Genomic DNA, 12,702 nt, shown 5'->3' on the forward strand with positions numbered 1-12,702 from the left:
TTAGAATACAAGATAATATGGGGTTTCTAGATAAAATTATTATAGAAATAATCTGAATAATAAATGGGTGACATTTACAATAAATATACTATTGAAAAAATATGTGTCATATAATTTTTTGTAAGTAATAATATGTAAATGAGATTAGTATTAAGGGGGAAATAATTGTGAAAAAACTTCTAAAGTTCAGAAAAGTTATATCAATTTTTACTAGCTTATTCTTCATAATTACTTTATTTAGCTCGTTTTCTATAAGAGTTTATGCAACTGAGAATGAAAAAATGTTTGACGTTATCGAAATCACTGATTTTCATGGAACACTTAATGATTCATCAGGAAATCAAGTTGCAGGGGTTTTAGCAGATAGAATAGAAAAAGTGAAAGAGTCTAATAAAGATAGGACATTGATTTTAGGTGGAGGTGATTTGTATCAAGGATCTGCAACATCTAATATCATGAAAGGGGTTCCTGTTCAGGAGACTATGTCTAAGATTGGAATGGAGATAACAACTCTTGGAAATCATGAGTTTGATTGGGGATTGGATACAACTACAAATACAACAATGAAGGGTGCAGCGTATTCAATAGTTTGCAGCAATCTTTACGATAAGAAGACTGGCAAGCGTGTATTTGATCCATATAAAATTATAACTAAAGATGGCATAAAAATCGCCGTTATAGGAGGAATAACAAGAGAAACAGAGACGAGTGTATCACCTAAATTTGTGAGTGACTATAAATTTACAGACCTTGCAAGTGAAATAAATCCTATTGCACTACAAATAAAGAAAGATAAATTGGCGGATGTAGTAATTGTATTGGTGCATGAAGGTGATAAGGGTGATAATGCAACAGGGCCAGTATTTGATTTAGCTAATAACCTTCAGAATGTAGATGCTGTATTTGGTGGACATAGCCATACTAAAACTGCTGCAATTGCTAAGAATACCAATATTCCAGTATATATTGGGGGATCAAACGGTAAAGGATATATAGATGCTAAATTCAAGTTGACTAGTGATAATAAAATCGTATTTGATCAGCCAAATCTTGAAACAAGTTATGTGGCGCTAGATAATGACAAAGGATATAAAACTGGAACACCACAAACAGACAGTGATGTTGATAAAATTGTAGATAATGCCAATAAACAGATAGAGCCAATGACGAGTGAAGTTATTGGGTATAATACAGAAAAGGATTTAACAAGAAAATTAGATGCTTCTCCATATGGATCATCAGTTTTAGGAAATTGGGCATCTGACGTTACAAGAAATTCTATTAAAGCTGATGTTGGATTTCAAAATAATGGAGGTCTTAGAATAGATATTCCACAAGGAAATATTACAGTCGGAACTATGTGGCAGTTCATGCCTTTTGATAACACAATTTATAAATTAAGCATGACAAAATCTCAATTAAAAGAAGTTCTAGAGCAGGCTGTTGCGGATAACAGTAAGGGGTTACAGGTATCGGGAATTAAATTCGGCTATGATTCAAATCTTCCATCAGGTCAAAGAGTTAAATCTATCACAAAAGAAGATGGAACTCCTATTAGTGATAACGAAAGTTTATCTGTTGCAGTTCCAGATTTTGTGGCTCAAGGAGGAGATTCGTTTACTGCATTTACAAAGTACGGTGGATTAGATGTTAAAAATGATACTCATGTTTTAGTAAGAGATGCATTTATAGATTGGTGTAAAGAAAATAAAGATAAAAATGATAAAAATACAATACCTAATACTGATATACCAAGAATGGTTAATATGTCTAGTTCAATAACTTTATTAGCAACAACAGATGTTCATGGTACAGTTTTAAATTATGATTATGGAACAGGAAAAGCACCATCTAAAGCACAGGGATTAGCTAAAGTTTCATCATATGTTAAAAGTGTAAGAGAAAATAATAATAATGTGATGCTAATTGATAATGGAGACACAATTCAAGGAACACCACTATCATATTACTATGATATTTTAGACACTACTTTAGAGCACCCTATGGCAAAGGTTATGGGAGCTATGAAGTATGATTCGTGGACACTAGGAAATCATGAATTCAATTATGGATTAGATGTATTAAATAGAGTGATTAAAGACTATAAGTCAGAAGGAATAGAAGTACTTGGAGCCAATATATATAAGAACGATTCAACAAATTTTGTAGATCCATATATAATGAAAAGTTTTTATGTTAATGGTAAAGAAGTAAAAGTAGCGGTTATAGGTTTAGAAAATAAATGCATACCAAGTTGGGAAGATAAAAAACATTACGATGGATTGGTATTTAATGACCTTGTAGATGAATCTAAAAAGTGGGTTAAAGAAGTAAAAGCCAAGGGCGCAGATGTTGTTATAATTTCAGCACATAGTGGTCAAGAGACTGATGCAGATGTTATACCAGAAAATGAAATTAACGCAATAGCAACACAAGTTGATGGTATAGATGCAATTATAGCAGGTCATACACATTTGAAAGTAAATGATCTAACTAAGAAGAATCCAGAAGGTAAAGTTGTTCCAATAGTTGAGTCAACTAAGGGAGCTACAGGTTTGGCACAAGTTGATATGAACTTTGATGGAAATGCAAAGCTTATAGGAATTTCAACAAAAAACATTGTTATTGATAATAGCATAGTAGATGATCAGGAGATTGTCGATTTAATTAAACCTTATGAAGATACAACATTAAAATATGTAGATACAAAAATAGGAACTTCAACTGGAGAATTTACAGGAAGTGGACAGTTAACAGAGCCTACTGCAATTATGGAGCTCATTAATAAAGTACAAAAAGAAAGTGCTGGGACTCAATTATCAATTGCAGCACCATTAAGTTCTGGGGCATATATACCTCAAGGTGATGTTACAATAAAAGATATGATGGCAGTATATGTATTTGAAAACTTTTTGTATGGAGTAAAAATGACAGGAAAGCAATTGAAAGACTGGATGGAATATTCAGTTAGATATTATGCTCAAACAACAGGGGATAATGCAGCAGTAATAAAAGATCCAATATTAAATATTCCAGATTATAACTTGGATCAATTATATGGTGCAACATATGATATTGATTTAACACAACCTGCATGTACTATCGACAAGGAAACAGGAAGAGTAATATCAGGAAATAGAATAAAGAATTTAAAGGTTAATGGTGTTGAAGTAAAAGATTCAGATGAATTTACAGTTGCTATAAACAACTATAGATTTAATGGCGGTGGTGGTTTTATGAAGGCCGCTGGATTAAGCAATACTGATCCAAGTATTATTGTCTATGATTCAGGAAAAGCACTTGGTGATGATGGCCAAGTGAGAAGTTTAATGACTAGCTACATTAAAAAACATGGAGAGATATCTCCAGATTGCTCAAATAATTGGGAGATACTGAATTTAGATAAGCAGAAAAAAGCAGCCTAAGATATGAAGCAATTATTTTGAGGCATAAAATATATAAGTAATTCTAGTAAAAATGAAGCCATGCACATAGATAGATTTATCTACATGTGTATGGTTTCAAATTTTATTGTAGAATATCTATTATTTTTTATGTTAATATTTTTATTAGCTTAGATATTGATTTTGAATATTTGATAGAAATATATAGCATATACAACAGATTTAACAATATAAATATAAAATAATTTAATATTTATACTATAAACTTAAATTTATTAATTAATTTCATAAAAAAATCTTGCAATATATGCAGAAAGTATATATAATAAAACCAATCCGATTACAATACTTGGATTTGAAAGAGCAAAAGGTTATTCTATAGATTTTGACAAATTAAAAAAAGTTGTATATAATTAGGTCAAAGCTAAATTAAATAATCTGAATATCTTATCGAGAGCGGTGGAGGGACTGGCCCTTTGAAACCCGGCAACCGAAATATTATTTTTTACTAAATGATATTTATATGGTGCTAATTCCAGCAGCTTTTAGCTGATAGATGAGAGGATAAATTTGTATGGTGTTTTATGCGCTAGAGATTTATTCTCTAGCGCTTTTGTTTTGAGGTGAACGTTAATAATTAAGTTAATTATTACATCACCTTAGTTATCCGGAAACTAACAAAACAAAGTCAAAGGAGGAAATGTGTTTGATAGAAATCAAAAATGTGGTAAAGAATTTTGGGGAAACACAAGTTATAAAAGATGTATCAATAAGCATTAAAGAGGGCGAAATTTATGGAATAATAGGACACAGCGGAGCAGGAAAGTCAACACTATTAAGATGCATTAATGGACTTGAATCTTATGATGGAGGTTCAATAAATGTAATGGGGAAAGAGGTTTCATCATTAGAAGGAAAAAGTCTTAGGGAATTTAGAAAAGATTTGGGGATGATTTTTCAAAATTTCAATCTTATGCAAAGAAAAAATGTTTTTGATAATGTTGCTCTTCCTCTTGAAGTGTGGGGGTACAACAAAAGTGAAATTAAGGACAAAGTATTAAGATTATTAGATTTAGTTGGATTAACAGACAAAAAGCTAAGCAAACCGTCAGAGCTTAGTGGTGGACAAAAACAAAGAGTAGCAATAGCAAGGGCATTAGCGTTAGACCCTAAAATACTACTTTGTGATGAAGCAACTTCTGCATTAGATCCTAAAATTACAAAAGACATTTTAGCATTACTTTCTAAAATAAACAAAGAATTAGGGATTACAATAGTAATGGTAACTCATCAAATGGAAGTAATAAAAGAAGTTTGTGAAAAAGTTGCATTGCTAGATGGTGGAAAAATAAAAGCAGAAGGAAGATCAGAAGATTTATTCTTACAACCAGGAAAATCATTAAAGAAATTCTTAGGAGAAGAAGATGAAGGAATATTACCAGAAGAAGGTGTTAATATCAAGATATTCTTCCCAAGTGATTCTTCTGAAAATGCACTAATTACAAAGATGGCAAGGGAATTAGAGATAGATTTTTCTATAGTTTGGGGAAAACTTGAAAAATTTAGGAGCGAAGTATTAGGTGGGCTTGTAATAAACATCAACGAAGAGGATAAGGACAAGGTTATAAAGTACCTTGAAAATAAGGATATCTTATTGGAGGTGATCGAATAATGAATCAGGTAATAGTAAAAGCTTTAATAGAAACTCTAGAGATGGTTTTTGCATCGACGATAGGTTCACTTATTTTAGGATTCATACCTGCAATAATATTAACAGTTACTGCAAAAGACGGATTAAAACCAAATAAAATAGTTTATACAGTTTTAGATTTAATAATTAATATATTAAGAAGTTTTCCAGTTATCATATTAATGGTAGCAATAATACCATTAACTAGATTTATTGCTGGTAAATCTATAGGTACAGAAGCAGCTATTGTTCCACTTACAATTGCAGCAGCACCATTTGTAGCAAGAATTATAGAATCATCACTTAGAGAAGTCGATAAAGGAATAATAGAGGCGGCAAGATCTTTTGGAGCATCAAACACTCAAATTATCTTTAAGGTAATGCTTAAAGAAGCAATTCCTTCAATAGCATCAGGAATTACTCTTACAATAATAAGCATTGTTGGATATTCTGCAATGGCAGGAACTATTGGGGGTGGAGGACTTGGTCAAGTAGCTATAAGCTATGGATATCAAAGATTCCAAACTGATTATATGGTAGTAACATGTATTGTGTTAATCATAGTAGTACAAGGACTACAGCTTATAGGCAATTATTTTTACAATAAATTATCAAAATAGGGGGAATAAATATGAAAAAGAAATCAATTTTATCAGTAGTTTTAGCAGGAGTAGTGACACTAGGATTAGTAGGTTGCGGGGGCACAGCTACTTCAGGAAGTAAAGATTCTAAAAATGACAAGGTAATAAAGATTGGGGTAACACCAAAGCCACATGAAGAGATAGTAAATATAGCTAAACCATTACTTGAAAAAGAAGGATATACAGTAGAAATAACAGAATTTAATGATTACAATCAACCTAACACTGCTGTAGAAGAAGGTTCATTAGATGCAAACTTCTTCCAACATACTCCATACTTAAATGAACAAAATTCATCTAAGGGATATCACCTAGTTTCAGTTGGTGCAATACATTTAGAACCAATGGGATTATATTCTAAGAAGGTAAAAAGTTTAGATGAACTTAAAGATGGAGCTACAATTGCCGTTCCTAATGATCCATCAAATGAAGCTAGAGCATTAAAATTATTAGCAGGAAAAGGCTTAATAAAAATTAAAGATGGAGAACTAGTTACATCAAAGGATATTACTGAAAACCCTAAAAACTTAAAGTTTAATGAATTAGAAGCAGCAGCAGTTCCAAGAGCAATAGATGACGTTGATGCTGCAGTAATCAATGGAAACTATGCTATAGAAGCTAAATTTAATCCAGCAAAAGATGCAATTATTATTGAAGATAAGGCTTCAGAAGCTGCTAAACCTTATGCAAACATAGTTGTTGTAAAACAAGGTAATGAAAATCAAGAAAAAATCAAAGCTTTAGTAAAAGCTATGACATCACCAGAAGTAAAAGAATTTATAGAAAAAGAATATAATGGTTCAGTAATTCCAGTATTTTAATAGTTCATTTTGAACATATAGATTCAAAAAAGAAATTGAATAATAAGTAGTATTTGCAGCATAAATATGCTGCATTACAAGAAGAGAGGCTATGCCAAATATCATTTAGGCAACAAAATGATATTAAGGCATGCCTTCTTTTTTTATAAGAAAGTTAAATGGGGGCTTCTGGTATTAAGAAAAATTGTAGATTCTATATATAACATATCTTTAATAATTTTCTGGAATAATGTATACTTTTAAGTATATTTAGGAAAGTAATTAGATTTAATTTATATATAAAGTAAGAATTTACTCTAAAGGGGAATAAAAAATGAACATATCAGAAGTAAAAGTTAAATTAACTGGTAATGATATATTAAGTATAATCAATGAATTTGTTAAGGTTGATGGGTTGGATTTAAGAACAGTAACTATTAATGATGGAATAATATTAGAAGGAACTTTGAAAAAGGGAATAGATATAGACTTCAATATAAAGGTTCAATTAGTTGGGTGTGTTCATAACAAAATTACTGTAAAGATAGTTAAAGTTAAAGTATTAAATGTTGGTTTCTTCAGAATATTAAGAAGTTTTGTGTTAAAGCAATTAGCAAAAGCTTTTAAAAAGTATGGAATAGATAGTGATAGAGATAAAGTAATAATTGATATAAATACAATACTTCAAGATGTACCATACATAAATCTAAATATTAGTGAGGTCTTCATGAAAAAATCAGAGGTATGGGCTGAAATTTCTAATGTTGAGGTTTCAATACTAGGAGAATTAATAAAGGAAAGTGATGTTGAAGAAACAAGTGAAGAAGAAGAGATTGATGTAGCATCATTGGATACTATAAATAAAACTAAAGATTGCTATTCTGTCGGAAGAAATAAAATTACAAATAAATTATCTGAAAATGTGAGAAATTATAAAGAGTATATATTTGTATTACCAGACATAGCTTCTTTAATATATAGATTACTTAAGGATAAAAGAGTATCTATAAAGACTAAGCTTATAATGTCGGCAGGAATAGCATATTAACTGTACCAGTTAACATAATACCTAATAGTATACCATTTATAGGCGTGATTGATGATATTGGAGTTATATTTTTTGTTTTAAATAAGATTATTAAAGATATACCATTATCGATAATAGTAGAGAATTGGGAAGGTAAAAATGATATACTTTTAGTATTAAAAAAAGGAATAGAATATCTAACTAACTTTACAAATGCTGCAAATATTGAAAAATTATATAGTGCTGTAGAAGAATTATCATCACTATAGAAAATATTATTTATAAATTTAATAACATATAGATTATAAGTTTATAAATATTCCATGAAAAGTATAATAATAAGTTAGACGGTCGGAGAAAGGAATAATATATGGCGAAAAAAGTTTATGCAATACAATATGGTTTTGATATTAAAAATAACAAAAAGGTTGAAAATGTAATAGTCAATACTTGGAATGAATGCTTAGCATATGTAAAAGGGGTAAAGGGAGCAAAGTATAAGAGTTTCGAAGACATAGAAGAGGCAAAATCATATCTAAACGAAGGAAATAGAATGCTAAAAAAGAGTGATGAAAGTTATCCAAAAGACTGTCTTCATGCATATGTTGATGGAAGTTATAATTCTTCTGACGGAAGATATTCTTATGGGGTAGTTTGTGTTAATGATGATGTTGTAGAATATATAGAAAGCGGAGCTGAAAAAGATAGCTCTTCTAAAAATATAAGACAAATAGCAGGCGAACTTAAGGGAGCTGTTAGAGCTGTTGAATATGCTTTAGAACATGGACAAAAAAAAGTAGTTCTATTTCATGATTACGAGGGGATAGCTCATCATGCAACTGGAGCATGGGAACGAAAAGAAGAATCATCTATGCAATATTATAAAAAGATGCAAGAGTTAATAAATTCTGGAATGGAAATTATATTTGTAAAAGTTGATAGTCATACTGGAGATTTATTTAACGAGCTTGTTGATGAGAAATGTAAAGAGTGCTTAGGGATAACTTCTGATAGAACCGTTGAAAAATGGTTAAGTAAAAATATTATAAGAGTTTCTGGTACTAAGGTTAAAGAAGAAATCTTAAGCATAGCTCCAAGTCATTCAAATAATATAATTTTAATTGGCGAAGATGAAAATTTACAAATGGAAAATATATTGAATGTAGATAAGAAAGATGACAATGAAATTAGATTTGAACAAATTATTGGTTTATATAGAAATAACGATATCGAAGGCAAAAAGATAATTTCTAAGCTATTAAGCAAAGAAAAAGAAAAATTAATTTTTTATCTTCTTAAAGAGTACATTGATAATAATTAAACCAGTATATATGTTGGAATAATAGATTTGCATTTAAAATGCAAATAAGAAAAGTGCTTAATTAGGACTGGAATATAGAAAGCTGATTGTAATATGCATAGTTACTTTTTAGAATATTTTTAAAACTGTATATAATCATGGAATAAATTAACTTGGATAACTTTTTGATTAATACACAATATATTTATAGAAAATAAATTGATGTTAAAGAGGTGTTTATTATGGAAAGATTTTCTAAGGGAATGATGACTGGATTTTTAATTGGAGTTGCTGTCGAAATGTCTCTAATGCCACGTATGGATAGAAGGAGTCAAAAAACAATGAGAAGAGCAGGCAGAAGAATGAGGAATATGGCTGAATCAGTAGGTCATGAAGTTTATGATTGGATGAGATAGAATTACAAAAAGAAAGTATAATATGTAAAAATTAGGTATAATAAAAATAGAAGGGCATGAATTTCTCTCATGCCTTTTTATTTTTATTTATTGTATTTATACTTTTGTACATAAATATGGATAATAAAATTAAATTATATAAAATTTGGGGCACATTTATATTTTTATGCAGTTTTTTATAAATTTATGTTATAATTAAGGAAATTATATTAAAATAACTAAATAATTTGTTGAATAGAGAAGGATTAAAAAGATGGAAATTCTATCATTGGGAGAAAAGATCAAGAGAAGAAGAAAACAATTGAATATGACGTTGAAGGATTTGGCAAAAGACAGAATAACTCCAGGACAAATAAGTTTGGTAGAATCTGGCCGTTCGAATCCATCAGTAGATTTGCTAGAATATTTAGCTGATGCATTGAACACAAATGTAGAATATTTAATGGAATCAGAAGAAAGCCAAGCTGAAAAGATTAGTTTATATTACGAACAGGTAGGGGAATCATGCATACTCCAGGGAGATTACGAAAAAGGTCAAAGATATATTGATAATGCTCTATACTACTGTGAAAAATATAATCTAGAATATAGAAAAGCAATGATATATTTTATAACAGCAAAATCCTACATGTATAAAAGAGATTTTCCTATGGCTCAGAAGTTTTTTTTATCAGCAAATGTAATTTTTGTAAAAAATAATAATTATGAGCAGATAATAAAAACTTTCCTACATTTAGCTAATATTGCTTTAGAATTAAAGGCATATCATTCTTCTAGTAGTTACTTAAAACAGGCTGAAAAGGTATATATAGACAATAAGGTTGTAGATGAATTTTTAATGGGAGAAATATACTACAATATGGCTAGAACATATTACGATGTAGAAGAACTGGATTTAGCCTTAGAATATTCTTGTCTAGCAAGAAATAGATTTGAACAAGTCTATAATGATGAAGATTATGCGAGAAATCTATTCTCTTTAGCAGAAGAATTTAATAAAAAAGGTGACTTGCCGAATGCAATAAAGTATTCAAAGAAAACATTAGAAGTATATAAAAAGATACAGTATAACAAGAGCATAGTTAATATAGAACATAATTTAGGAAAGTTATTTTATGAACTAGGAAATTTAGATGAATCTCTTAAGCATTATGATATATCAAAAAGTATTAGTACACAAAATCGTGTAGGATGTATAAATGATATACTAATAGATATTTGTAAAAGTTATCTGAAGTTAAAGAATACTGAACAATGTAGCAAAATACTAAAAGATATAGAAAATAGAATTGAAGAGCATGATATAGACAGAAAAATCGAATGTAAACTAATAAAATATACTATGTTCAATATTGACGATAAACCAGAACAAGCAGAAAGTGTATTGATTGATACATATGTGCTAGCAAAAAATAGCGGAAAGTTGTCGAAGGCTGCTGAATTAGCTATGAGAGTCGGAAAATATTTCATAGATAAAAAAGAAGAAGAAGAGGCTTCATATTACTTAAATCAAGGAATAAAGTTATTTGATGAAGCAGAAAAGTTAGAAAATTACAAATTATAAGTAAGTGGGTGAGATATTTGGAAATACTATCTACTGGCGAAAAGATAAAAAGAGCTAGAGTATTTAAAGGTATAACATTGAAAGAATTATGCGGAAATAAGATTTCAATTGCCAAGATGAGCTGTATAGAAAATGGAAAGATTAAGGCAGATACCGAATTACTGAATTATATAGCTGAGAAGATAGAAATAGATGTAGATTATTTAATAGAAGACGTATATGAACAAATTTCAAATAATCTAAATATAATAAAGAGGAATGTATCTTCCGATACTGATTCTGAAAGTAAGTTGAAAGATAACCTAAGCTATGCACTAAAATATAAATATTATGATTTAGCTTTTGAATTAATACACATATTATTCTCGTATTATGTAGAAGAAAATAAGGTTGAAAATATTCAGCTTATAGTTTCTCAATATTATGATTTATATCAAAGAAATAATACGGAAGAAAATACAGCTATCTACTTTAAAGATATGGCACGTTATTTATCTCAAAATGGTGAATATATTGAGGCTATTTCTTACTACAGCAAGCTTAGAGAAATGTTTAGATTGAAAGAAGATGGATTTGATAGTTCAGAGTACTGTTTAATAGGCTACAATGAGGCTCTGTGTTATCAGAATTTAAGAAAATCTGAAGAAGCATATAGCATTTTATCAGAAATCATAGGATATGTTGATGACCTTAAAACAGATGAAAGCAAGGGAAAAATATATCATATATATGCTACAGTATGCATTAAGCTTAAAAAAGATTATGTTGATGAATATAAAAAGAAAGCATTTCAATATCAAAAATATAATCCTATTTCTCTGGCAGCATCCCATGGAAATTATGGAAAGTATTATTTTGAAGTAGAAGAAAAGGAAAAAGCAATCTCTGAAATAGAAGATGGAATAAAGATATTTCCACAAGATAATGTAGAAAAATATGTGGAGTTTTTGAATTATTGTACAAAAATATTAATTGATAATTCAGAGTATGAGATAGCTTATAGGATTACAGAAGAATCATTAAATTTAGCTATTATGACTGATAATATAAAGTTAATTGAGAAGTCATATTATTTTAAAGGTATAATTCTTCAGAAAATGGACAAACATTTGGAAGCAGAAAAATATATGAATCTATCATTAGATTCGTTGTTTAAATTTGGTACCAGAGAAGAAAGAAGAAATAGATATGTAGATATGGGTAAGCTTTATTATAAGCTTGGACTTACAGCGGATTCGCTAAAATACTTTAATCTTGCATTAGCTGTTGATAAAAAAATCTAATTTCTCGTAAATATATATAGAAGGGCGATATTTTGTTAATTCGATTATAATGGATTAACAAAATATCGCCACTTCTATTTTTTTATATTCACAATTAAGCCTTTAAGATCAGTAATGATATATTTAAGCTATTAAATTCATATGGATATTATTGTTACTAATTTTTTGAACAAGAGTCAATGAAGTAATCTAATAAATCATCTATATTAATAACTCCTACAATTTTTTCGTCTTCAATAACAGGCATTGTTATAATATCATTTTCTCTTAGACGCTTAGCTACAGTGAGTAGATCTTCATCAGATTGCGCAGAGATAACTGATTTTGACATAACCCACTCAACTGGACAGCTAACATAATGTCCTGGATGTATCATGAATCTATATATATCAGCTTTTACTACCATTCCTACTACAATTTCTTTATCATCTACTACTGGCATTCCATTAATATTAAGTTTGTCCATAAAATCTAAAGCTTTATCTATAGTATCGTTTACATTAATTGTATGGAAATTTGGTTTAATGATAGAACTTATTTTCATAACATCACCTCTTTTAAAAAAGTTTAATATCGT

Annotated in this window: 9 protein-coding genes, 1 pseudogene and 1 riboswitch; of the genes and pseudogenes, 9 read left to right on the plus strand and 1 reads right to left on the minus strand. The window is 29.3% G+C overall.

All coding sequences use genetic code 11. The annotated features are described in order from the left end of the window. The first annotated feature begins 167 nt into the window (after window positions 1-167). The 9 genes and pseudogenes from AXY43_RS18165 to AXY43_RS18200 all read left to right on the plus strand — a co-directional run bounded on the left by AXY43_RS18165 (window position 168) and on the right by AXY43_RS18200 (window position 12,125). Window positions 168-3,425, plus strand: a complete 3,258-nt coding sequence (locus AXY43_RS18165) for a bifunctional metallophosphatase/5'-nucleotidase (RefSeq protein WP_023973641.1) — start codon at window positions 168-170, stop codon at window positions 3,423-3,425. 423 nt (window positions 3,426-3,848) lie between these two features. Continuing rightward, window positions 3,849-3,967, plus strand: a riboswitch (SAM riboswitch). A 143-nt stretch (window positions 3,968-4,110) separates the two neighbouring features. Further along, window positions 4,111-5,076: a methionine ABC transporter ATP-binding protein gene (locus tag AXY43_RS18170; RefSeq protein ID WP_011967984.1), complete on the plus strand. Its 966-nt coding sequence runs from the start codon at window positions 4,111-4,113 to the stop codon at window positions 5,074-5,076. After that, complete coding sequence (locus AXY43_RS18175; protein ID WP_017212473.1) at window positions 5,076-5,714, plus strand: methionine ABC transporter permease; 639 nt, start codon at window positions 5,076-5,078, stop codon at window positions 5,712-5,714. The genes AXY43_RS18170 and AXY43_RS18175 overlap by 1 nt, the downstream gene beginning before the upstream one ends. 11 nt (window positions 5,715-5,725) lie before the next feature. Next, window positions 5,726-6,556: a MetQ/NlpA family ABC transporter substrate-binding protein gene (locus AXY43_RS18180; protein ID WP_011967986.1), complete on the plus strand. Its 831-nt coding sequence runs from the start codon at window positions 5,726-5,728 to the stop codon at window positions 6,554-6,556. Window positions 6,557-6,869: 313 nt separating this feature from the next. Further along, window positions 6,870-7,831: pseudogene (locus tag AXY43_RS18185) on the plus strand (YkvA family protein). 101 nt (window positions 7,832-7,932) lie between these two features. Next, complete coding sequence (locus AXY43_RS18190; RefSeq protein ID WP_105411913.1) at window positions 7,933-8,883, plus strand: ribonuclease H1 domain-containing protein; 951 nt, start codon at window positions 7,933-7,935, stop codon at window positions 8,881-8,883. 221 nt (window positions 8,884-9,104) lie between these two features. Next, window positions 9,105-9,278, plus strand: coding sequence for a hypothetical protein (locus tag AXY43_RS28055; RefSeq protein ID WP_011967989.1), 174 nt, complete (start codon window positions 9,105-9,107; stop codon window positions 9,276-9,278). Window positions 9,279-9,531: 253 nt separating this feature from the next. After that, window positions 9,532-10,842: a tetratricopeptide repeat protein gene (locus AXY43_RS18195; protein ID WP_011967990.1), complete on the plus strand. Its 1,311-nt coding sequence runs from the start codon at window positions 9,532-9,534 to the stop codon at window positions 10,840-10,842. 17 nt (window positions 10,843-10,859) lie between these two features. Continuing rightward, window positions 10,860-12,125: a transcriptional regulator gene (locus tag AXY43_RS18200; RefSeq protein WP_023973638.1), complete on the plus strand. Its 1,266-nt coding sequence runs from the start codon at window positions 10,860-10,862 to the stop codon at window positions 12,123-12,125. A 157-nt stretch (window positions 12,126-12,282) separates the two neighbouring features. Here the strand turns inward: AXY43_RS18200 and AXY43_RS18205 are convergent, their stop codons facing one another. Continuing rightward, complete coding sequence (locus AXY43_RS18205; RefSeq protein ID WP_023973637.1) at window positions 12,283-12,669, minus strand: CBS domain-containing protein; 387 nt, start codon at window positions 12,667-12,669, stop codon at window positions 12,283-12,285. Window positions 12,670-12,702: the final 33 nt, after the last annotated feature.

Source organism: Clostridium sp. MF28 (genome assembly GCF_002969175.1).
In the GTDB taxonomy this organism is placed as follows: domain Bacteria; phylum Bacillota; class Clostridia; order Clostridiales; family Clostridiaceae; genus Clostridium; species Clostridium beijerinckii.

Bases quoted from the DNA above. Each gene is read 5' to 3' on its own strand.
- AXY43_RS18175 (WP_017212473.1), top strand. From the start codon at position 5,076: ATGAATCAGGTAATAGTAAAAGCTTTAATAGAAACTCTAGAGATGGTT.
- AXY43_RS18180 (WP_011967986.1), top strand. From the start codon at position 5,726: ATGAAAAAGAAATCAATTTTATCAGTAGTTTTAGCAGGAGTAGTGACA.
- AXY43_RS18190 (WP_105411913.1), top strand. From the start codon at position 7,933: ATGGCGAAAAAAGTTTATGCAATACAATATGGTTTTGATATTAAAAAT.
- AXY43_RS28055 (WP_011967989.1), top strand. From the start codon at position 9,105: ATGGAAAGATTTTCTAAGGGAATGATGACTGGATTTTTAATTGGAGTT.
- AXY43_RS18195 (WP_011967990.1), top strand. From the start codon at position 9,532: ATGGAAATTCTATCATTGGGAGAAAAGATCAAGAGAAGAAGAAAACAA.
- AXY43_RS18205 (WP_023973637.1), bottom strand. From the start codon at position 12,669: ATGAAAATAAGTTCTATCATTAAACCAAATTTCCATACAATTAATGTA.